This window comes from Marinobacter sp. VGCF2001, from assembly GCF_049943275.1.
In the GTDB taxonomy this organism is placed as follows: domain Bacteria; phylum Pseudomonadota; class Gammaproteobacteria; order Pseudomonadales; family Oleiphilaceae; genus Marinobacter.
The window spans coordinates 81,258-101,851 of sequence record NZ_JBNFVX010000014.1 but is presented as its reverse complement, the minus strand read 5'-3'; the positions used below and the strand labels follow the sequence as shown (position 1 = coordinate 101,851).

Here is a 20,594-nt window from a genome sequence, read left to right as displayed (position 1 = left end):
CTCTGGGGGATGATTGCTCTGGCGCAAGCGATTGGTAACAAGCCGCCTACTTTTCCCAGGGCGTTGCTGTAACCACCGAGGTCAGGGCGCCGTGGCGGGGTAGGCCTTCCAAAAATTTGCGGAGCCATGGATGGCGGAGCAGAAGCGCCACATGGATGTGCCGCAAGGAGCGTTTTTTGGAAGGCCTACCCCGCCATGGTGCAAGCTCCAGCCTGGACGGCTGCAGTTGCGCACTGCGCGGATGTCAGGTGTCAGCCAGCCAGGTGAATGCCTGCCAACACCGAAACCACGACAACAGCCCAACCCTGAGCGGCCATTCGCCAGCCCCAGGGGGCGTGCTTCATTTCCATGAAATGATCCACCAGCAACACCGCTTTTACGACCACCAAACCGAACACCAGCCACACCAGAACCGACATATCCGCACCAGCTTGCATGGCCACCACCGGTGCCATGGTGCAGATCATCAGGGCCACATACACCGCTAACATATCAGTCTCCTCAGGCCAGAACGTAGAGCATTGGGAACAGCACCAGCCACACCAGGTCGACCATGTGCCAGTAAGAGGCGCCGGATTCCATGCCGTTCATGTCGTCGCCGTTGTAGTCGCCTTTTTTTACTTTGACGGCCAGTACCACCAGGATGATCTGGCCCAGTACCACGTGCATGAAGTGGAAGAAGGTCAGGAAGAAATAGAACATGAAAAAGGTATCGGTGCCCAGGTTGTAGCCGTTGCTGTACAGATCGGCGTATTCCCAGAGCTTGCCGAACGTGTAGATGGACGAGGCCGCCACGCCAGCCCAGAGCAGGGTAGACGTGCCGGGTTTACGATCACGCAGGCGGTGTACCGACAGTGCCACCAGATAGCTGGCGGTGATCAGGCCGATGGTATTGATCAGGCCGGTCCAGGGGTGCAGGGCTTGTTTGCCGGCGCTGAACGTGGCCGGGTCGAGGCTGCGGGCAACGCCGAAGCCGATAAACATGATGGCAAACACCGCCAGTTCCGCAAAAATAAAAAACCAGACGGCGATGTCACCTGGCAGATGCGCCGGACGCCGGGCCTGAAGGTCGGTCATTTCAGTCTCCGTTAACGGGTCAGATTCATGTAGAGCTTGGGTAGTTGGCCTGGTAGTTGTGTGGGGTCTTTGATGACCACGAAATTGCTGCTGCCGAACACGTAGGGCAGGTATTCGTTGGCCTCTTCGTCAATGGTGACACAGAAGGGTGTGAGGCCGGCCCTGTGAGCTTCCTGCACGGCCATGCGGGTGTCTTCCACGCCGTAGCGTCCTTCATACAGGTCCAGATCGTTGGGTTTACCGTCGGTCAGGAGCAGCAGGATTTTCTGATGTTCCGGCCGGGCCTTCAGCAATTTGATGGATTGACGGATGGCAGCGCCCATGCGGGTGTAATAGCCCGGTTCCAAGGCCTGGATGCGGCCCCGCGTGGTGTCGTTATAGGGCTCGTCGAAGCTCTTGATATGGTGGAAGCGAATATGATCGCGCCGTCTTGAAGAAAAGGCGAACAGCGCAAACGGATCGCGGCTGGCGGTCAGTGCTTCGCTGAGCAGTTGCAGGCCGTCCCGGGCGATGTCGATCACCCGCTGGTTATTGTTGATGTAGGTGTCGGTGGACAACGAGATGTCGGTCAGAACCAGGCACGCCAGATCGCGCTGATTCTGTTTGCATTGGCGGAACAGTTTCTGGTCGACTTCGCCGATACCGCGCTTGTGCTGCACCATGCGCTCCAGGCAGGCGTCCAGATCCAGTTCTTCGCCCTCCAGTTGCCGGCGTTCCCATTGGCGCAGCGGTTTGAGCGCGCTGAATTGCCGGCGCAGGGTCCGGGCGGAGCGGTTCAGGTGCTCCGGCAGCGGTGAGGGCACGGCGTCTTTGCTCAGCATCGGTTGCAGGCAACAGAACTTTTCGCGATAGCCCTGGCGGCGCCAGTCCCACTCTGGCAGGTGGATGCCCGGGCCGAGGTGCAGGTCGTCGTTTTCCTCGGACGGCAGGTCCAGATCAAACTTGATGGCTGAGGAGGCTTCCCGACGATCCTGGGACACAGAGATCATGTCCATGTCGTCGGCGATGGCGTCTGCATCGTCTTCTTCGCTGTCGTCGCCGGCCCGGTCTACCGGAATGAATTCCGACCAGGAGAACAGATTTTCCAGCCGGAACAGCATCAGCCCCTGGTCTTTGTCGAAGGCATCCACCCGCTCAGCGCGGCGGCGTTTGCGTTTTTTCGCAAGGCCACCGGATTTTGATGTGGTGTTGTCATCGCCGATGATCTCGCCCTTGAGCTTGCCTCTGCCAAGCACAGGATAAAGCCAGAGCACCACCGGCCATGGGTCGGTCAGCGCGTCGGGTAGTTCGTCCACGCTGCCGGGGTGTATCAGGGCCTGCCGGATGGCGGTTTCACGTTTAGCTTCGTTGCCGCGCAAACTGTCCGGCTCGGGCCGCCATCGCAACGTGTGTTTTACCAGCCTCTGGTACAGGGGCTCCAGGCCCGGCCAACGCGCCAGTAACTCCTGCACCATAGCCTGATTGCCTTGCAGCCAGCTGTGGTGGTGGATTTCCCCCAGTGACGCCAGGGCTGCCAGCCAGAGATAGAGCTCGCGGTTGACCTTGCGGGAGGGAAACAGGGCCAGCCGGTCAGGCAGGCGCAAACTTTCCTCATCGCGCCAGGCCAGCTCGAATTTTCGGTGGGTGCCTGCCAGTTTCTGCAGGAATCGCCGGCGGATCTGAAAATGCCTTGGTTCGGCAGTCACCAGACTCAGAGCCGGGTCGCCGCCCATGGCACGGAACAGCACGCCCAGCGTGCGGGCTTCGTCTTTCAGATGCACGGCGTACTCGGGGAACTCGCCCATGGCCTGGCGGGTTACGTAGTCGTGCCATTTCAGTCCGACCCACTCTTCCATTTCGACTCCTCGTATCAGGCCCGTGTCTGGCGCGGGGTGGATTCCACCTGGCGCACGGGAATCAACACTGTTTGCTTGCCGGGTTCGCCGGGCTCCCAGGTCAGCAGGGAGCCTTCCGGGTTGTCTTTCTGCACCTCGCGACAGGCGCTCACGCACTGCAGGCATTGGGTACAGCTGAATTTTGCCCGTTTGTGGCTACGGGTGGGCAGGCGCATGGGGCAGGCTTCGTCACAGGCCTTGGTGCAGTCCCGGCAGGCGGCGGCCCGCCTGGTATCGAAGGTCACGACCCGGCCCTTGCCGTTGGTCATCCAGGCGATGCTCTGCACCAGCCCTACGGCGCAGCCATATTTGCAGAACAGGTGCCGGGCGAACAGAAAATCGAAGGTAAACACCGCGGTGGCAACCGCCAGGAAAATGCCCGGATACAGGCCGAGTTGGCCGGTGATCAGGTCGGTGTACAGCGGGATGGGCGGCAGCAAGTAAGACAGCAGCGCCAGGGCCCAGGAAAAACCGATCAGCGCGCACACCAGGGTCAGGCCGGCCCAGTGAATGGCTTTGCCGGTACTGCCTTTTTTCAGGGCCTCCCACAAGGTGGGGCGCCCGGTCACGCGGGTCATCAGGTCGTTGATGGTTTCCACCACGGAAAAATGCGGGCACAGCCAGCCGCAATACAGGCGGCCCCATTTGAAGGCAATCCATAGTACCAGCGGCACCAGTACCAGAATGGGCAGGATGAACCAGAACAGTATCTGGCCCGCGACTTCAGCCGGGGTGCTGTGGGCAACCCAGTCCAGGTTCAGGTTAAACGACAGAGGGAATCCCAGCAGTATGAAGCGGGTTTCAGTCAGGTCGTAACGGAAAATATTGAGAACAGGCGCAAGCAGGAACAGCAGAAAGAAGGCGCTGCGGGTAATCAGGCGCTTCTGCTGAAGGGTGTCTTTGGGATTAACGTGTTGCGCATGCACTGAGCTTGTCCAGAGTATCGGGAATGTGCCGGGGCCCGCAGGCCCCGGCGGTTATGCCTGATCAGGCATCTTGCGTGGCGGGACCGCGGACTTCTTCGGCAGGGCTGGCCTGACCTTTGATAAAGAAGCTGCCGAGGTAAACCACCAGGCCTGCCATGAAGAAGGCACCGGCAACAAACCGCATCCAGTAGAACAGGGCAATCTGATCCTGGCCTGCCATGAACGACAGGGCGTCACCGCTTTCCGGAATGCGCTGCAGCCATACTTGCAGTACACCGGCGCCGGTCAGGAACAGGGTGATGAACACCATGGAGATGGTCATCAGCCAGAAGCCCCACATTTCCACAATCTGCGCCGTGTTGCTGTTGCCGTAAGGACGGCCACGCATGATCGGCACCGCGTAGGAAATGATGGTCAAGACGATCATCACGTAGGCGCCGTAGAACGCCATGTGGCCGTGAGCGGCGGTAATCTGGCTGCCATGGGTGTAGAAGTTCACCGGAGCCAGGGTGTGCAGAAAGCCCCACACGCCAGCACCCAGGAACGCCATCACGGTTGTACCCATGGCCCACAGCATGGCGGCCTTGTTCGGGTGGTTACGGCGGCGACGGTTGATCATGTTGAAGGCGAAGACCACCATCATGAAGAACGGCAGTGGTTCCAGTGCAGAGAACACTGAACCCAGCCACAACCAGTACTCAGGCGGCCCGATCCAGAAGAAGTGGTGGCCGGTACCGATGATGCCGGTAATCAGCGCCATGGCGATAATGACGTACAGCCATTTCTCGATCACTTCGCGGTCAACACCGGTGAGCTTGATCAGCACATAGGCCAGAATGGCACCCATGATCAGCTCCCATACGCCTTCTACCCACAGGTGAACCACAAACCACCAGAAGTATTTGTCGGTGGCGAGGTTGCTTGGGTTGTAGAAAGAGAACAGCCAGAGCACCGCCAGGCCTACCAGGCCGGTGATCAGGACAATATTGACGACCGTTTTGCGACCTTTCAGTGCCGTCATGGCGATGTTGTACAGGAACGCAACCACCACCACGGCAATACCGATTTTGGTAATGGTGGGTTGTTCAAGGAATTCCCGGCCCATGGTGGGTAGCAACTTGTTCATCGTTATTTCGGCCAGGGTGGCGTAGTCGACAAACAGGTAGCCCAGAATGGTCAGGGTTCCGGCCGCGGCGAATACCCAGAACAGAATCCACGCCAGCAGAGGGCTGTGTAATTCGGTCTGGGCCTCTTCCGGTACCAGATAATACGTTGCGCCCATAAAGCCGAACAGCAACCAGACAATCAGCAGGTTGGTATGCACCATCCGCGCGACGTTGAACGGAATTTCCGGAAACAGGAAATCACCCACAACGTATTGGAGACCCAGAATCAGGCCGAACACAATCTGGCCGGCAAACAGAATCAGGGCAAAGATGAAGTAGGGCATGGCGACCCTTTGAGATTCGTATTTCATGTCTGCTCCCTTACCCTTCGATGTTGGGTGGCCAACCGTTGTCGTCAATCTTTGATGTCCACTCCAGGAAGGCGGCCAGGTCTTCGATTTCTGAATCGCTCAGATTGAAGTTTGGCATCTGGCGCCGGCCCGGGATGTTCGTGGGCATGGCGTTCATCCAGGCTTTCATGTAGGACTTGAAGACCTCGGTATCACTACCGCCGCGGCGGTCAAACACGTTGGCCAGTTCGGGAGCGAAGTAAGCGCCTTCGCCCATGATGGAATGACAACCGACACAGTTGTTCTCTTCCCACAGATGTTTGCCGCGAACCACCTCTTCGGTAAGCTCCTCGCGGTTGTCCCGCTCGGGCATAGCACGCAGCTGAGTGTCAAAAGTCAGGGCCAGGAACAACAGGACGAAGAATGCACTTCCCCCCAGATATATGTTCCTGGCCATGCTTTTGGTAAAGCGCTCGGCCATTGGTCTCTCTCCTTGGTTGTTACGAATACCTGACTGCCCCACTAGGATATAAAGATGTATCCATGATGCTATTGATGATTATCAAAGAAGATCAAGGGTTTCTCTATTGAGCTGGGGAGTTACCTCTTGATGGGTAGGTGGTAGACTGCCCTGCCGGTTGTACTTTCACTACTTTTGCCCGGAGAAGTCATGTCTGCCGCCCTGGCGTTGTTGCTCAAACTCCTTCCCCTGTACGTTACCGTGGCTCTGGGCTGGATTGCCGGGCGTTTCCTGGAAGCCAGTGGCCGGCACATTGCCGGTATCATGCTTTACATTGTTACGCCCTCGGTGGTGTTCTCCGGGGTAATGGCGGCGCCGCTCAGCCTGGAAGTGATCCTGCTGCCGGTGCTGGTGTTCGGCTTTTGTACCGTGATTTCCCTTGGCCACATGGTGCTTGCCCGAAGACTGCTCTCGGATGGCAGCGCAGCCGTTATTCCGCTATCTGTGGGTACGGGAAACACCGGTTATTTCGGAATTCCGGTGGCGTTGTTGCTGTTCGGTGAGGAGGGCCTGGCGCTGTACATCGTCTGTATGCTGGGTACCACCCTGTTTGAGAATTCCGTTGGTTTTTATCTGGCGGCTCGCGGCAAATACAGCATTCAGAATGCGCTGTTAAGGGTGGCCCGCCTGCCCTCGGTCTATGCGTTTCTGGCGGCGGTGGTGTTGAATCTGTCCGGGGTGGCCATCCCGGAGGTATTTGTGCCGTTGTTCGATAACCTGCGGGGCGCTTACAGCATCCTTGGCATGATGATCATTGGCATGGGGATCACCAGCTTTCGCGGTCTGGCGGGCAACCCCCGTTTTACGCTGCTGGCATTTTTCGGCAAGTTTGTGGTCTGGCCGGCGCTGGCGCTGGCCTTCTGGTGGTTCGATGCGAACTGGTTCGGAGTTTACGACCGGGCCGTGCACCAGGCCATTTTCCTGATTTCCATTACCCCCATTGCCGCCAATACCGTGGTGATTGCCACCTTGCTTGACGCCTCGCCCCGCCAGGCGGCGGGGACGACGCTGCTGAGTACCTTGTTTGCACTCGGGTTTATTCCGGTGATGATTGCCTGGGTTTTCTGACTCAGGAATTCTGGCATGAGGCCTCGCTGGCCTGGGAACTGGCGCTCCGCGCGCCTTCGATGTCGCTGCGGGCATGGCGAACCACACTGATGCCTGCCGTTATCGCCAGGGTGCCCATGATGGCGGCCACGATCAGGTCTGGCAGTGCACTGCCTGTGCCGAATACACCCAGTGCCGCCGCCATAACGGCCATATTACCAATGGCGTCGTTCCGGCTGCACAGCCAGACCGAGCGCATATCCGAATCGCCATCGCGGAAGCGGAACAGGATTACGGCAACGCTGACGTTGGCGGCCAGCGCAAGCAGCCCGACCAGTCCCATGGTCAGGGGCTCCGGGGTGATGCCGCTTTGCAGTACCCAGATTGCCCGGCCCCAGACAATCAGGCCAAACACCGCCATGGTCAGACCTTTCACCATGGCCGCCCGCCCGCGCCAGAGCATTCCCATGCCCAGGACACTGAGCGACAGCAGATAGTTGGCACTGTCTCCGAAGAAATCAATGGCGTCGGCCATCAATGAGACCGAGCCGGATTGCAGGCTGGCCAGCCCTTCGACCAGAAACATAACCAGATTGACCCAGAGGGCAATCCAGAGCGCCCGGCGGAATCCCGGGGCGGGGCTTTTGGGTTCAGGTGCAGAACAGGAACACGCCATAGAGACCTCCTTATGAGAATGCCTCCATTTAAAACCCTGTAGTTGCTACAGGGTCAACACCTGTCAATCCGGCTGGCCGGGGCGATGGCTGCCGGGCACGTGATTGCCCGTGCCGGTGTCTTCCGGAATGCTAACCAGGTCTTCGCTGAGCCCCTCGAGAATGCCGCATTCCCGTATCGTTCGCGGGTCTGAGCAGGCGCTTTGAAGATCGACCAGCACTTTTTCAAGGCTGGACAGTTCCCGGAGGCGGGCGCGGACATGGGAAAGGTGCCGGGCCAGCAGTGCGTCGACGTCTGAGCAGTCGGCGGCCGGATTGTCTGCCAGCCGGATAAGCTCGCGAATTTCATCCTGTGCCATATCCAGATTGCGGCAGCGTTTGATAAACAGAAGCCGGTCCAGGTGTTCTTGCCGGTAATGGCGGTAACCATTGGCGCCCCGGTCCGGTTCGGTCATCAAGCCGATTTTTTCAAAGTAACGCACCGTTTCTACCGGTACATCCGATTGTCTGGAAAGCTCTCCGATTTTCATGGCTGGGTCCTGCTGAGGCTTCTGAACGGGCTGATCGCCCTGTCCGGGTCATTCAGAATACCGCGCCAGCGCGTCCTCACGAAAGGCCGTGGGCGTGGTGCCGGTGATCTCGCGAAAGGCCCGGTTGAAAGAGCTGAGCGTTCGGTAACCTACGTCCAGAGAAATGTTCAGAATGGGTTCATCGGGCATGGCTGTTAGTCTGCGAGACGCTTCGGCGATGCGCAGCTGATTAATGTAATCGTTGAAGTTTCGGTAGCCAAGGGTTTGATTGATGACCCGTCTCAGCCGGTACTCGGGGATATTGAGCGCATTTGCCAGTTTGGCCAGTGTCAGTTTCTCCTGCCGGAAAAAGCCCTCCTCCATCAGCGCTTGCAGTTGCTTTGCGTCCTGCTCACCGGCCGGGTGAGAGGTTTCCTCCGGTGTGCTGATGTCTGGTTCTATGATGTCTTCCTTTGGGCTATCGGCAGGGCCTGCCCGCTCTTGCCCGACATCCGGAGACAGTTCCAGAAGCCCCCGCCGGGCACTGACCATGCAAAACAGTATGGCCAGCGATGCCAGGCTCACGATAACGCCGCGCATGGCCTCGTGATACAGCCCGAAGTTCAGGCAGATGGTAGCAACCGCAACGGCGCTGCCCAGTATCAGAAGAATGGCGAGGCGGGCGATTCGCCGTGGCTCCACCAGATCATCGCACCAGTGGCGGATGACATGGGCAGTGCCGTGAAGCACCACCACATACTCAAACCATTGCCCGAGATTCCAGCCCAGGTAAATAGCCCAGTCGGGCCAGACACCGGCCTCGATAAAGGGTCGGGAAAAGGCGGGCGCCAGAAAGCTGTAAAGCGCCATGCCCCCCCCAGACACTGACCAACCTGGGGCGCGGGGCAAACACCAGTTGGCAGAGCAGCCAGAACAACAGGGGCAAGGAGGTTTGAAGATCGGAGGTGACCCAGCGCCAGGACACCGGCATCAGAGGATCGATCAGATACGCCGAGGCCGCGAGCACGATGAGCAGGAACAGTTTTCCCACCAACAGTTGCCGCAAATCCCGCCAGGAAATCATGAACAGGGATGCCAGACATCCCAGGCCAAATCCGGTGAGCGTGAGCATGGTAGAACCTTCTACGAGGACTCTTATTATTGTCGTCCGCCAGTATAGAAGGAGTGTTTGATAGATGACATTGGCCAATGTGCCGGGCGCCAATGACACCCGGCACAGAGGTTGGCCGCCGCGGCCATACCGGCTTACCGGGGCAGAGTGGCCGCCCAGCGCTGGTTGCTGTTGCCGTGATGATTATAGAGCACCACCGAACTGCCGGCCGCATCAAGCGCGAGGGCGCTGTTCTGTTTCAGCCGGAAGGAACCATCACTGTGGCGCTGGAAGGCGCGTGCGTTGTCACTGGTGCAGTCACCGGTGGTAACCGGCACGTCGTTACCGGGCGCATCATTGCTGGCCAGGCACAATGTGGTGTCGGCGGCGGAGATCATAAGTCCCGCGGAAGCCTGCCACTGCCACCGCTGTTGCGGCGCGCCGGTGCAGGTGGCCAGGCTGACAGCCGCATTGTTGCCATTGGATGTCAGACATTGCCCCGAGCGTTCACTGCGGTATTCCGCCCATTGCCCACTGGCGCTGTCCAGGCGCATTTCCCACTGCTGGTTGGCGCCGCCATGGGACACCCAGAAACCGGCGGCGCCGCCGTTATAGGCGTCGAGGGAATGCTGGCTGCTTTGTGCGTTGGTCACTCGCTGGCCGTTATAGTCCCAGTGCTGGCGAGCGCTGTTGTCGCAGGGTTGCAGGGCCGGTCGGCCGTTGTTCCAGGGCGTGCCGTTGTTGTCGAGACACAAAGTGTGATTGCTGGCCCGATTGGACAACTGCCCGGTGGTTTTATCGAAGCGCCAGCGCTGATCCAGTGCCAGAGTCTGGCAAGAATAATGACCGGCTTTGTCGCCGGGACTGGTGTTGTCGTTCCCGGGCATATCCAGGCACGTACCCGTTCCCCGGTTGAACAGCGAGAATTCCGCCGGTAGCGGGTTCAGATATTGCTGGTCGGTGTTGGCCCGGGCCCGCTCCCACATCTGCAGGTAGGCTTCGGCGGAATTCATCACTGCTTCGTAGATTCGAGCGGGGGTCTGCTCCCGAATGTCCTGAATGTGGTCGGCTACCAGCCCGTAGTGGGCCATGCCGTCGGTATTCAGGTCGAAAACGCGATTGCCGGAGACCTGGCGGTCGATGGTCAGACCGAATTCGGTAACAAACGGATAGCTCAACGGATCGGTTTCGGCACTGGCCCGGGGGCCGGCCTGGATGCCGATGCCGCTCATATCGGTGGCAAAGGGCACGCCCTGTACCCAGGGCGTGACTGACGCCGAACGGATGGAAGGGCGTGCCCGCCATCATGGTGCCGCCCATGAATTCGTAGGAGGTAATATGGGTGTGGGGGTCAACGGAGCCGCGCACCGGTGTGGCCGCGTTACCGTTGAGGGTATCGGTATCGCCTGCGACATTCAGGTCGGCTTCCGGAAATTCACTGCAGTTGTCGGCAGGCACCAGGCGGAACCAGGCTTCACTGTCGCGGTTACCGGGGTTCAGCAGATCGATAAAATAAATACCCTGGCTGTTCCAGTTGTGTCGCAGAGCACGGTTCAGCGACAGGCTGGTAAACCGGAACAGGGTGTCGCCGCCCTCGGCTTTGTCTTCGATGCGCCAGTTGGCGTGTTGTCCCACCACGTTGCCTGCGGTGATCTCGGCCGGGAAGCGGGTATCCAGAAAGCGCCCGCCCTGGTCATACAGCAGATACTCCCCGAGCCTGGACGGTTTGAAATAGAACTGGGCCGCCTGAGCGGCATCCGATGCCCGAAAATCAAAGCTCCAGCCACTGTTTACGGTGCCATTGGTCTGGTAACGGCGCATGAAATTGCCGGTTTCCGGCGATTGCACCGAGTAGCAGCCCTGAGCAAGGGTATGGGTGGCGTCTGTGGTTGCCGCAAATGCGGTGCCCGTTGGCACGAGCAAAGCCGAGGCCCCGATCAGGGCCGGAATGAAATGTTTCATGTCTGTCTTCCCGTATCGTGTTGTTGTTGATCTAAGGGAAAATCCCGAACTCACGTTAGATCGTGAGCCGGGAAAACACGACGGGAAAGACTTTGCAAAACCTGCAAGCAGTGTGCAGATTCTTGAATGGCGGTTTTACAACTTGAAGCTGCTCATGGCCCGGGACAGCTCTTCTGCCATCTGGCGCAGGGCCTCCACTTCCTTCAGGCTTGCGGCCATGTCCTCGGCGGACAAGCGGCTGAGCTCGGCGATGTTCTGCACGTTCTGGCTGATTTCTTCCGTGACCGAACTTTGCTCTTCGGTGGCGGTAGCCACTTGCAGCCCTTTGCCGGAGATTTCTTCCACCTTGTCGCTGATCTCGCCCAGGGCTTCAACCATCCGCCCTGCTGCGGAGACCGTTTCGCCGGTGGCCTCTTCGCCGGATTCCATCATGCGAACCGCCTTTCGGGAGCCGTCCTGCAAGCGTTCGATGATTTCCTGAATTTCCCGGGTCGAGGTCTGAGTTTTGCCGGCCAGCCCCCGTACTTCGTCGGCGACCACGGAAAACCCCCGTCCGTGCTCGCCCGCGCGGGCCGCTTCGATCGCCGCGTTCAGCGCCAGCAGGTTGGTTTGCTCGGAAATATCGTTGATCACCTGAATGACCCGGCCGATGCCATCGACTTCCACGGCCAGCTGCTGAATCGCGGTGGCGGAGCTGCGAATGCTGTCGGCCATGCCAGTTACCTGGTCAACCGACATATTCATGTCTGAGCGAATGGTTCGGGCGTTGGTATTCACCTCGTCCAGATGGGCGGCCGTCTCGTTGGCGTTACGGGCAATCTCCTGCACCGTGGTTTCCATTTCGTAGATCGCCGTTGCCACCGATTCAGTCAGGCTGCTCTGATCCCGGGAGCGTTGGGTGTTGCTCTCGATAATGGGGGTCAGCTCAGTCACAAAGTCCTGAAGCTGGCTCGAAGTCTGCCGGAGATCCGATACCAGTTCATGCTGGGAGCCGATAAAAGCGTTGAAGCCCCGGGCCAGATCGCCCAGCTCGTCTTTGCTGTCGGCCGGTAGCCGCTGGGTCAGATCGCCGCCGCCCTTGCCGATGTCGGTCAGGGCTTTGGCGACTCGAATCAGGGGCCGGGTCATGCGGGTGGCGGCAAAGATAACAATCACGATAAAGAGGCCGGCGACAATCAGTCCCGCCGTCAATGCACCCGCGATGGCTTCATACAAAGGGCCGTAGATTTCGCTGGAAGGAACTTCGATAACCACGCGCCAGCCGCCAAAAGACAAGGGCTGGCTGACACTGATGAACTCTTCGCCGTTGCGGCTGAATTCCCCGAACACCCGGTTCTGGCCGGATTGCAGTTGTCGTGCTGCAGATTGCGGCATGAGCGCCGAAAGCTGTTTGCCGACATTGGTCACGTCTGGATGCACGGTGACGGCGCCGTCCGGGCTGACCAGGTAAACGATGCCGGTATCGCCAAACCGGTAGTTACGGATAAGTTCCGCCATCCGGTCCATATCAATGCCCAGGCCGGTAACGCCCAGTGCCTCGCCTCCGGAGGTAACACGCACGTTGATAAAGAGGGTTAATTCGCCGGTGGTTTTCTCGGAGTCCAGAGTCAGCTCACTGGGCGCGCCGCTGGCCAGGAAATTGTAAAACCATACGTCCTGAGAGCGTGTTACCTGCCGGGCCAGGCCCTGATGGGTGTAGTAGTTTTCAGACTGAAGTGACACAAAATGCGCGCTGTCGGCCTGCAGCTGCTGGCGAACCTGCTCCAGCTGCCGGCTGACCTGTGCCCGCTCCCCGGCAGGCTCTCCCTGGTTTGCCCACTGATGCAAAAAGACATTGCCGGCCAGCACTTCGGAGGCTGTAATGGCCGGCAGCATTTCATTCTCGAGTTCCTTGGCAATGGACTGAACGTTGGCGGGCAGCGCCGAGTTCATCAGAAAGCGATCGAGAATATCGCGTATCTGAACAATGTTGATGGTGACCATGACACCGATACAGGCAACGAGTGCAACGGCAGCACCCAGTGTCAGTTTGGTTCGGATCTGCATGATATGTCCTGATTGTTTAGTATTAAGGCTATCCTCAGGATAGCTGAGCGATGTGCAGGTGCGAAGAATCGGGCGAACTTAAACGCAATGTCAGCTGCTGGCAATCCTTGATTTTGCTGACTCGTGAGCTTGCGAAAACATCGTCAGGGTCTTCTGTGCTATGGTTCCGGGCGCAGCTGATACGGAGACAAGGAGTCGTAAGATGTTGGAGCGGATACAGAGGAAGTTGGGCCTGGAAACGATACCGGGCGTGTTTTTTTCCTCTGCCGGCATTGCGGCCCTGTTCGTACTTCTTGCGATTCCCTTTGATCAGGCCGTAGCGTCTGTCTTCAGTGACCTGACCGGCTGGGTAGCCCGGAATCTTGGCTGGTTTTACATTCTGGCGGTATCTTCGCTGCTTATCTTCCTATTGGGGCTGGCAGTCAGTCGCTATGGCAACATCCGGCTGGGCGCAGACGACAGCCGGCCCGATTATTCCAATCTCACCTGGTTTACCATGCTGTTCGCGGCGGGCATTGGCACGATTTTGATGTTCTGGGGGGTGGCGGAGCCGGTGTCCCACTTTGCCAACCCGCCGTTTGATGGTGTTGCCGCCGGAACAGAGCGGGCAGCCTCCGATGCCATGACCATCGCCCTGTATCATTTCGGCCTGCATACCTGGACCATTTTTGCCATGCCCGGCCTCGCGATCGGCTACTTCGCCTACCGTCATAACCTGCCCATGCGCATCAGCAGTCTGTTTTATCCGATTCTGGGCGAACGCACGTTCGGCCCCTGGGGTTGGACGGTGGATGTGATTGCTGTGCTCGGGACCCTGTTCGGGGTGGCCACCTCGCTCGGCCTGGGGACGCTTCAGCTGAACAGTGGCCTGAATTACCTGTTTGGCGTGCCGGTCAGCGGGCCGGTCCAGGTCATCCTGATTGCCGTTATCGCCAGTATTGCTTCCACCTCCGTGGCGCTGGGGCTCGACAAGGGGGTGCGGCGTCTGTCGCAGTTGAACATTCTGCTGGCGATTGCGCTCTTGTTGTTCGTGTTTGCCGTTGGCCCGACGGTGTTTATTGGCGAAGGCATGGTTCAGAGCATTGGCGACTATTTTGATGCGCTGCCCTGGCTGGCGTTCTGGACGGAGACCTTCCGTGAAACCGACTGGCAACGTAACTGGACCTTGTTTTACTGGGCCTGGACCATTTCCTGGGCACCGTACGTTGGCATTTTTATTGCCCGCATTTCCCGGGGCAGAACCATTCGCGAATTCGTGGCCGGCGTGCTGTTTGCGCCCACTGCGTTTACCCTGGTGTGGTTCGGTATCTTTGGTTTGTCGGCCATCCACGTGGAAATGCAGGGGCAGGTTGCCCTGGCCGAACAGGTGCAGAGAGATCCATCGGTGGCCATCTTTGCGTTTCTCGAAGCATTTCCTCTGGCGGAGCTGGCCTCGGCCCTGAGTGTGGTGATTATCGTCATTTTTTTCACCACCTCCTCGGACTCCGCCTCCCTGGTGATCGATATGCTCACGCGCCGGGACGATCAACCCTCACTGGTTCGCCAGCGGATTTTCTGGGCCCTGGCGCAAGGCGTTATCGCCGCGACCTTGTTGCTCGCCGGCGGGCTGGATGCCCTGCAGAACGTCATTACATCGCTGGGATTGCCGTTCTGCATCTTGCTGGTCTTTATGGCGGTGTCGCTGTACCGGGCCCTGCACGCCGACTATCGGGGCTACAGTGTGAACGAGCTGGTGCGCGGGCGAGCTTTCCCGGAAGTGGAAGCCGGTTCCGAATCCAAACAGGAGAGAGACTATGTACCGGAAGTTACTGATCGCGATTGATCCGGAAGATGACGGCGAAGGCAAGCGGGCACTGGAAGCCGCGCTGCCCCTGGCGGGTGACAGCGGAGAACTGCATCTGGCCAGTGTGTTCAGCCCCGGCGGCAGCGGTTTTTTCCCGCACGTGACCGAAGCATCACCCGATGATAAAGAAACCGAAGTGCGCCACCATCTGGACCTGATCGCCAGGAAGTATTTGCCCCTGAATAGGGATGCAGCCTTACACGTGGTTGCTGGTACGGCCGGTGAAAAACTGGTTGCCCTGGCCGGCCAGCTGGGCGTCGATCTGATGATTCTGGTGTCCCGCGGAAGCAGTGGGCATTGGCCTTTGCGGCGGGCAACGGTCGAGTACGTTTCCGTGAATGCGCCCTGTGCGGTGTTGGTGTTGCCGGCCCTGGAAAAGCGCGAATCCACTGAAGGTGATCAGGCCGAGTGACCCTACTCGTCGAATAGGGACAGCTGCGGCGCGGAGGATGGTGTGGCTGTGCCCGCCTTAGGCCGGTTCTGTCTGGGCCCTTTTCGGCTTCCGTGCCTGCTCAAAACCCGCTCGGTCTCTGCCTGGCTGACCTGCTGCTTTCTGAAATCGCCCACCGCCTTGCGCGCTACCCGTGCCGCTTGCTCATGGTCACAGATAGGTGCGGTATAAGTATTGCCGCCGTATCGTTGTTTCTGGGCTGGTGTCATCAGCCAGGGGGTGTGGATCATTTCCGCCGGTACGCCGGCCAGTTCCGGCACCCAGCGGCGCAGGAATTCCCCCTCGGGGTCCAGTTTCTGGCTTTGCAGTACCGGATTGTAGATACGCAGGGCATTGATGCCGGTGAGGCCTGACTGCATCTGGGCCTGAGGGTAGTGAATGCCCGGTTCGAAATCGGTGAACAGGCGGGCCAGGTGCAGGGCAGGATCGCGCCAGTGCAGCCACAACTGGTAGCTGGCTACCGCCATCAACATGGCGCGCATTCGGAAATTGATCCAGCCGGTGTGGTGCAGGCTGCGCATACAGGCATCCACCAGCGGCCAGCCCGTCTGCCCCTCCTGCCAGCGCTGCAATCGTTCGCTGTTGTTAGGACCGGATTTCAGGTGCTCCAGCTCCCGGTGCATGGCCCGGAACTCCAGTTCCGGTTCGTCTTCCAGCTTCTGGATAAAGTGGCAATGCCAATGCAGGCGGGAGCGAAAGCTGGTGAGGCTTTTTTTCTTGCGGGGCAGGGTGTTGCGGTGTTCGCCAGCGGCTTTCGACTGCCCGTATACCTGGCGCAGGCTGATGGTGCCCCAGGCCAGGTGGGGGCTTAGCCGGGAGCAGGAACGAGGGGCCGTTACCGGTGACGACATATTGTACTGGTAGCCCACGCAGCGCCGCTCAAGAAAGGAGCCCAGTAAAGCCTCGGCGCGATGCGTGCCGCCGGCCTGGCGATCCGGACAGGGCGCGCCGTAAAGATGGGTCGGCTCGGGCAGGGTTTGTGGCCAGCCGGACGGGTCCGGGGAGGTGATGGCCCCGGGCGCGGGCAGCGGCGTATCTTTGATAATCCGGTTCCAGTGCCGGTCCCAGTCGTCCCGGTTGGCCAGCCGCCGGACCACCCCGAACGCTTGCCATTCGCGGAATTCAATTTGTTGGGCCTGGCACCAGGCAATGACGGCGGTATCGCGCCGGAACGTCCAGTCGCCGCCTGTTTCCTGGTGGCAGAACACCTGCGAAACGCCATATTGCCGGTTCAGGCGGGCCAGGGCGTCGATCACCTCCCCGGTAAACACGCACAAGTCGCTGCCCAGACGCTTCAACTGGGTACGCAGACCCTCGAGGGACTCTGCCGCGAACTGCCATTGCCGGTGGGAGGTATCCGGCTGCTGCCAGTAATCCGGCTCCACCACATACAGCGGAATCACCGGTTGGCCGGTTTGCACGGCCGCAAGCAAGGGGCCGTGATCCGCCACCCGGAAATCCCGCTTGAACCACACCACCACTGCCATCAGCAAGTCCCCCGGCTGCGCCGGCAGCGTTCGCTGCAGTATTTCACCTGCGCCCAGTCTTTCGCCCACTTTTTGCGCCAGGCAAACGAGCGGTTACAGACCGGGCAGATTTTCTCGGGCAAATGCGGTTTTTTGTGCATGGGCGGTTTATGGGTTTAACTGACCTTTAGTAATTGCAGATACGTGACTAAGCGTCCAGAGGTTTTGCCATGTCCCGATTTGACGACAATATCCGGCCGCCGTCGGTTCTGATTTTCGACTGGCACGGTACCCTGGTGGATACCCATGATGCCATGTTTAGCGCCATGGAGGAGATGTTACCGCAACTGGAAGAGCTGGGCCTGGTCGACGAACTGTTGCCGGAGGACCGGTGCCGCACCGGAGACGACGCCCGGTTGGTGCGCTACATCCGCATTTACCGGCGGCTGCACCCGCGTATTCTCGCCGAGCGCCGGGTGTCGCGAACGGATATTTTCAACGCCATTTTTGGTGACAACAGGGCGGCCAAGCTGATCGCGCATCAGGCCTACAACCAGGCCTACCGCAAGTACTTCGGGCAGGTAAAACCCTTTCAGCCCGGCGCCTACGAGTATCTGTCAGCATTGAAGGTCATGGGCATCCAGCTGGCGGTGTGCACTAACCGCAACCGGGAGTTTCTGGATAAGGAGCTGGAGATTGTCGATGAAGGCCGCTGGCAATACCTGTTCGATGCCACCGTGTGCGCCGATGACGTTACCGAATACAAGCCGGACCCGGAAGTGATTCTCAAAGCGCTGGAGAAGCTGTCGCTGCCGACCGATGAGCACGCCTGGTATATAGGCGACAGCTACGTGGATATGCTCACGGCGCATCACGCCGGCGTTTCCGGCGTGTTCTACAATGGCGCCTGCTGGGAACCCGACCGGATCAGCAGCTGGTTCACCAAACGCGATGCACCGGTGGCGGTGCTGGATAGCTTTGAGGATTTGCTCGACCTGCTGGCTCTGTTGGAGCGTGAGCATCCGGACGCCTTCGAGGCCAGCCCGGCCGAGGTGCGCCCGAAACCCTTTCCTCAACCGGAACGACCGGTACCCAGAATCGAGCCGGACTGGCATCCGGCTGTGGTGCGCTTAATCCGACCCTCGGTTATCCTGCTTGACTGGCACGCCACCCTGGTGGATACGCTGGATGCGATGTACCACGCGGTAGACGATATGCTGCCCGATTTTCATAAACTGGGGTTAATGGAGCGCATGGTAGCCCCGGAAGACAGCAAAACGCCTGAGGATGCGAGACTGGTGGCCTACGTCCGCGAGTTTGCCAAACTGCATCCGAAGGTAAAGGCCGACCGTAAAATTTCCCGCACGGATATCTTTGAAGTGCTGTTTGGTGACGATCAGGCCGCCAAGCAGGTTGCTCATAAAGCCTTCAACCACCATTACCGCAATCATTACGGCACGGTGAAGGCCTTTGAGCCCAGAGTGCGTGAGATGCTTGAGGGCCTCCGCAAGCTGAATATCCAGGTGGGCGTGATCACCAACCGCGACCGGGAATTTTTCGAGCACGAGTTAGCCTCCGTGGAGGGCACCGGTTGGACGCACCTGTTCGATGTGACGGTGTGCGGAGATGACACCCCGTTGCGCAAGCCCCATCCGGACCAGTTGCTGCTGGCTATACAGAAACTGGATTACCCGCCGGACCCCAGTGTGTGGTACGTGGGCGATTCCACCACCGACATCATCGCCGCCAAACGGGCCGGCATGACCGCCGTGTTCTTCAACGGCGCGCAGTGGGATCAGCCCTGGCTGAACCGGATTTTTCCCGGCACCCACAAACACCCGGACAAGCCGGATGTGGTGGTTAACGATTTTTCGGAATTCTGGGCGCTGGTGTTGGCGTGTGAGATTGGGCCGCCTTAATCCCCCTCAGTCTTGCGCGAAATGGCGCACCCGTTTAAATCTCGTCCAGATGTTCCAGAATCCAGTTGGCCCGCTTCAACAGCGCTTCGCGCCGCTCCGGTTTCTGTTTGTCCCAGCTGCGGTACATCATCGACATTCGGGGATTTTTGGCAAAATCGTCACGGTGGCGGTCAATGAAGTGCCAGTACAGGCTATTAAAGGGGCAGGCCTGTTCGCTGGTGGCATCCTGAACCCGGTAGTGGCAATTCTGACAGTGGTCGGACATTCGCTGGATGTATTTCCCGCTGGCCGCATAGGGCTTGGAGCCCAGATAGCCGCCGTCGGCGTGCATCACCATACCCAGCGTGTTGGGCAGTTCCACCCAGTCAAACGCATCGATGTAGACCGCCAGATACCAGTCGCAAATGGCTTCGGGCTTGATGCCGGCGAGCAGGGCAAAGTTGCCGGTGACCATCAGCCGCTGAATATGGTGCGCGTAAGCATTGCGACGGGTAGCGTCGATGGCCTTGTGCATGCAGCGCATCCGGGTTTCGCCGGACCAGTAAAACCAGGGCAGGTCACGTTGATTGCCCAATCGGTTTTCCTTTGCGTAATCCGGCATCAGCCGCCAGTAGATGCCGCGCACAAATTCCCGCCAGCCGATGATCTGGCGCACGAAGCCTTCTACCGCATTCAGGGGAGCCTGGCCGGCGTGCCAGGCGCGCACCGCCTCTTCACAAACGGCGATCGGGTCCAGCAGCCCGGTGTTCAGATACGGCGACAGAATCGAGTGGAACAGCCAGTCTTCCTTATCCGACATGGCGTCCTGATAGTCCCCAAAGCAGGGCAGGGCGAAGTCGATGAAGTGGGCCAGAGCCTCCCGAGCCTGTTTTTCAGTCACCGCAAAGTGAAAGTCTTCGGTGGTGCCGAAGTGGTTGGGAAAGTGCTCTTCCACCAATTCGATCACCTCGCGGGTGATAGCGTCCGGTTCAATCCGGAACGGGCCTGGCGCTGGCGGTTTGCCAGTCCATTTTTTCCGGTTATCGGCGTCAAAATTCCAGTTGCCACCCTCCGGCTTGTTGTCGGAGGTCATCAGCAGGCCGGTTTTTTTGCGCATTTCCCGGTAGAAAAATTCCATCCGCAGTTGCTTTTTACCTTCGGCCCATCGGGCGAACTCGTCGATGGCGCAGACGTAACGGGTGTCCGGCCGGATCTCCACGGGCAGGCCCAGGGTTTTGTGCCACTGGCTGATCTGGCTGTGCAGCCGCCACTCGCCACATTCGGTGGTGATCAGCCGCTCCGGTTGATGCTGTTCGGCAAGCTCTCCGATCACCTGTTCCAGCGACTGGGCGGTGTTGTCCGGGTGATAGGTCTGGTAATGCACCTGCCAGCCGTCCTGTTCCAGTTGCCGGGCAAAGTGCCTCATGGCGCTGAAGATGAACACCAGCTTTTTTTTGTGATGGTTGGTGTAACTGGCTTCGCTGTGTACCTCGGCCATTACGATCAGGTCGTTGGACTTATCCGCACCGTCCAGTGCAGAGAGCGCGGGGCTGAGCTGATCGCCCAGAATCAGAATGAGGTTGGCCATGGCCGACTCCGTGAGGGTTTATCCTTTAGAGGTACGCAGAATACGCCATGGGCGCAAGGGTGGTTCATTCAGTATGCTGTTACACTCAGCTGATTCGCATCAAATCGTGACCGCCGCCGGTCAGGCATAATAGGTGCTTTCCGGCA

General features: G+C 59.2%; 20 protein-coding genes. 5 read left to right on the top strand and 15 right to left on the bottom strand.

What is annotated here, in order from left to right:
- Positions 1-251 precede the first annotated feature (251 nt).
- The 6 genes from ACP2AU_RS13335 to ACP2AU_RS13310 form a co-directional block, all read right to left on the bottom strand.
- Positions 252-491: a cytochrome C oxidase subunit IV family protein gene (locus ACP2AU_RS13335; protein ID WP_426376695.1), complete on the bottom strand. Its 240-nt coding sequence runs from the start codon at positions 489-491 to the stop codon at positions 252-254.
- A 10-nt stretch (positions 492-501) separates the two neighbouring features.
- Positions 502-1,077, bottom strand: a complete 576-nt coding sequence (locus ACP2AU_RS13330; RefSeq protein ID WP_426376694.1) for a cytochrome c oxidase subunit 3 — start codon at positions 1,075-1,077, stop codon at positions 502-504.
- A gap of 11 nt (positions 1,078-1,088) precedes the next feature.
- Positions 1,089-2,912, bottom strand: a complete 1,824-nt coding sequence (locus tag ACP2AU_RS13325; RefSeq protein WP_426376693.1) for a nitric oxide reductase activation protein NorD — start codon at positions 2,910-2,912, stop codon at positions 1,089-1,091.
- A gap of 14 nt (positions 2,913-2,926) precedes the next feature.
- Entirely contained in the window at positions 2,927-3,877 is a 951-nt protein-coding gene (locus ACP2AU_RS13320) for a 4Fe-4S binding protein (RefSeq protein ID WP_426376692.1), read from the bottom strand.
- A 61-nt stretch (positions 3,878-3,938) separates the two neighbouring features.
- Entirely contained in the window at positions 3,939-5,354 is a 1,416-nt protein-coding gene (locus ACP2AU_RS13315) for a cbb3-type cytochrome c oxidase subunit I (protein WP_426376691.1), read from the bottom strand.
- A gap of 10 nt (positions 5,355-5,364) precedes the next feature.
- Entirely contained in the window at positions 5,365-5,814 is a 450-nt protein-coding gene (locus ACP2AU_RS13310) for a c-type cytochrome (RefSeq protein WP_426376690.1), read from the bottom strand.
- Between the two features lie 189 nt (positions 5,815-6,003).
- Between ACP2AU_RS13310 and ACP2AU_RS13305 the strand changes: the two genes are divergently transcribed.
- Complete coding sequence (locus ACP2AU_RS13305) at positions 6,004-6,921, top strand: AEC family transporter (protein WP_426376689.1); 918 nt, start codon at positions 6,004-6,006, stop codon at positions 6,919-6,921.
- Between the two features lies 1 nt (position 6,922).
- Here the strand turns inward: ACP2AU_RS13305 and ACP2AU_RS13300 are convergent, their stop codons facing one another.
- From ACP2AU_RS13300 to ACP2AU_RS13280, 5 genes are all read right to left on the bottom strand, one after another.
- Positions 6,923-7,576: a cation transporter gene (locus tag ACP2AU_RS13300; protein WP_426376688.1), complete on the bottom strand. Its 654-nt coding sequence runs from the start codon at positions 7,574-7,576 to the stop codon at positions 6,923-6,925.
- A 63-nt stretch (positions 7,577-7,639) separates the two neighbouring features.
- Positions 7,640-8,104: a Cd(II)/Pb(II)-responsive transcriptional regulator gene (gene cadR / locus ACP2AU_RS13295; protein WP_426376687.1), complete on the bottom strand. Its 465-nt coding sequence runs from the start codon at positions 8,102-8,104 to the stop codon at positions 7,640-7,642.
- A gap of 48 nt (positions 8,105-8,152) precedes the next feature.
- Positions 8,153-8,953, bottom strand: a complete 801-nt coding sequence (locus ACP2AU_RS13290) for a helix-turn-helix domain-containing protein (protein ID WP_426376686.1) — start codon at positions 8,951-8,953, stop codon at positions 8,153-8,155.
- Positions 8,844-9,215: a hypothetical protein gene (locus ACP2AU_RS13285; protein ID WP_426376685.1), complete on the bottom strand. Its 372-nt coding sequence runs from the start codon at positions 9,213-9,215 to the stop codon at positions 8,844-8,846. The genes ACP2AU_RS13290 and ACP2AU_RS13285 overlap by 110 nt, the downstream gene beginning before the upstream one ends.
- 134 nt (positions 9,216-9,349) lie before the next feature.
- Positions 9,350-10,444 (bottom strand): ricin-type beta-trefoil lectin domain protein, encoded by a 1,095-nt coding sequence (locus ACP2AU_RS13280; protein ID WP_426376684.1) that lies wholly within the window; start codon positions 10,442-10,444, stop codon positions 9,350-9,352.
- On the opposite strand from ACP2AU_RS13280, the gene ACP2AU_RS13275 reads away from it, so the two are divergent.
- Entirely contained in the window at positions 10,416-11,186 is a 771-nt protein-coding gene (locus tag ACP2AU_RS13275; RefSeq protein WP_426376683.1) for a hypothetical protein, read from the top strand. The two genes, ACP2AU_RS13280 and ACP2AU_RS13275, sit on opposite strands and share 29 nt — an antisense overlap.
- Positions 11,187-11,291: 105 nt before the next feature.
- On the opposite strand, the gene ACP2AU_RS13270 is transcribed toward ACP2AU_RS13275, so the two are convergent.
- Positions 11,292-13,202: a methyl-accepting chemotaxis protein gene (locus ACP2AU_RS13270; protein ID WP_426376682.1), complete on the bottom strand. Its 1,911-nt coding sequence runs from the start codon at positions 13,200-13,202 to the stop codon at positions 11,292-11,294.
- Between the two features lie 202 nt (positions 13,203-13,404).
- Here ACP2AU_RS13270 and ACP2AU_RS13265 point away from each other — a divergent pair, with 202 nt between their 5' ends.
- Positions 13,405-15,024, top strand: a complete 1,620-nt coding sequence (locus ACP2AU_RS13265) for a BCCT family transporter (protein ID WP_426376681.1) — start codon at positions 13,405-13,407, stop codon at positions 15,022-15,024.
- Entirely contained in the window at positions 14,996-15,457 is a 462-nt protein-coding gene (locus tag ACP2AU_RS13260) for a universal stress protein (protein ID WP_426376680.1), read from the top strand. The genes ACP2AU_RS13265 and ACP2AU_RS13260 overlap by 29 nt, the downstream gene beginning before the upstream one ends.
- A 2-nt stretch (positions 15,458-15,459) precedes the next feature.
- Here the strand turns inward: ACP2AU_RS13260 and ACP2AU_RS13255 are convergent, their stop codons facing one another.
- Positions 15,460-16,983 carry an FAD-binding domain-containing protein gene (locus ACP2AU_RS13255; protein ID WP_426376679.1) on the bottom strand — a complete coding sequence of 508 codons (1,524 nt, stop codon included), beginning with the start codon at positions 16,981-16,983 and terminating at the stop codon, positions 15,460-15,462.
- On the bottom strand, positions 16,983-17,123 hold the full coding sequence (locus ACP2AU_RS13250) for a DUF2256 domain-containing protein (RefSeq protein WP_426376678.1): 141 nt from the start codon (positions 17,121-17,123) through the stop codon (positions 16,983-16,985). Before ACP2AU_RS13250 ends, ACP2AU_RS13255 begins: the two co-directional genes overlap by 1 nt.
- A 69-nt stretch (positions 17,124-17,192) precedes the next feature.
- Between ACP2AU_RS13250 and ACP2AU_RS13245 the strand changes: the two genes are divergently transcribed.
- Positions 17,193-18,881 carry an HAD family hydrolase gene (locus ACP2AU_RS13245; RefSeq protein WP_426376677.1) on the top strand — a complete coding sequence of 563 codons (1,689 nt, stop codon included), beginning with the start codon at positions 17,193-17,195 and terminating at the stop codon, positions 18,879-18,881.
- 34 nt (positions 18,882-18,915) lie between these two features.
- On the opposite strand, the gene ACP2AU_RS13240 is transcribed toward ACP2AU_RS13245, so the two are convergent.
- Positions 18,916-20,448 carry a cryptochrome/photolyase family protein gene (locus ACP2AU_RS13240; RefSeq protein WP_426376676.1) on the bottom strand — a complete coding sequence of 511 codons (1,533 nt, stop codon included), beginning with the start codon at positions 20,446-20,448 and terminating at the stop codon, positions 18,916-18,918.
- Positions 20,449-20,594 lie beyond the last annotated feature (146 nt).

Bases quoted from the DNA above. Each gene is read 5' to 3' on its own strand.
- ACP2AU_RS13250 (WP_426376678.1), bottom strand. From the start codon at position 17,123: ATGCACAAAAAACCGCATTTGCCCGAGAAAATCTGCCCGGTCTGTAAC.
- ACP2AU_RS13270 (WP_426376682.1), bottom strand. From the start codon at position 13,202: ATGCAGATCCGAACCAAACTGACACTGGGTGCTGCCGTTGCACTCGTT.
- ACP2AU_RS13255 (WP_426376679.1), bottom strand. From the start codon at position 16,983: ATGGCAGTGGTGGTGTGGTTCAAGCGGGATTTCCGGGTGGCGGATCAC.
- cadR (WP_426376687.1), bottom strand. From the start codon at position 8,104: ATGAAAATCGGAGAGCTTTCCAGACAATCGGATGTACCGGTAGAAACG.
- ACP2AU_RS13260 (WP_426376680.1), top strand. From the start codon at position 14,996: ATGTACCGGAAGTTACTGATCGCGATTGATCCGGAAGATGACGGCGAA.
- ACP2AU_RS13325 (WP_426376693.1), bottom strand. From the start codon at position 2,912: ATGGAAGAGTGGGTCGGACTGAAATGGCACGACTACGTAACCCGCCAG.
- ACP2AU_RS13265 (WP_426376681.1), top strand. From the start codon at position 13,405: ATGTTGGAGCGGATACAGAGGAAGTTGGGCCTGGAAACGATACCGGGC.
- ACP2AU_RS13285 (WP_426376685.1), bottom strand. From the start codon at position 9,215: ATGCTCACGCTCACCGGATTTGGCCTGGGATGTCTGGCATCCCTGTTC.
- ACP2AU_RS13310 (WP_426376690.1), bottom strand. From the start codon at position 5,814: ATGGCCGAGCGCTTTACCAAAAGCATGGCCAGGAACATATATCTGGGG.
- ACP2AU_RS13315 (WP_426376691.1), bottom strand. From the start codon at position 5,354: ATGAAATACGAATCTCAAAGGGTCGCCATGCCCTACTTCATCTTTGCC.
- ACP2AU_RS13305 (WP_426376689.1), top strand. From the start codon at position 6,004: ATGTCTGCCGCCCTGGCGTTGTTGCTCAAACTCCTTCCCCTGTACGTT.
- ACP2AU_RS13290 (WP_426376686.1), bottom strand. From the start codon at position 8,953: ATGGCGCTTTACAGCTTTCTGGCGCCCGCCTTTTCCCGACCCTTTATC.
- ACP2AU_RS13275 (WP_426376683.1), top strand. From the start codon at position 10,416: ATGCCGCTCATATCGGTGGCAAAGGGCACGCCCTGTACCCAGGGCGTG.
- ACP2AU_RS13300 (WP_426376688.1), bottom strand. From the start codon at position 7,576: ATGGCGTGTTCCTGTTCTGCACCTGAACCCAAAAGCCCCGCCCCGGGA.
- ACP2AU_RS13335 (WP_426376695.1), bottom strand. From the start codon at position 491: ATGTTAGCGGTGTATGTGGCCCTGATGATCTGCACCATGGCACCGGTG.
- ACP2AU_RS13330 (WP_426376694.1), bottom strand. From the start codon at position 1,077: ATGACCGACCTTCAGGCCCGGCGTCCGGCGCATCTGCCAGGTGACATC.
- ACP2AU_RS13240 (WP_426376676.1), bottom strand. From the start codon at position 20,448: ATGGCCAACCTCATTCTGATTCTGGGCGATCAGCTCAGCCCCGCGCTC.
- ACP2AU_RS13245 (WP_426376677.1), top strand. From the start codon at position 17,193: ATGTCCCGATTTGACGACAATATCCGGCCGCCGTCGGTTCTGATTTTC.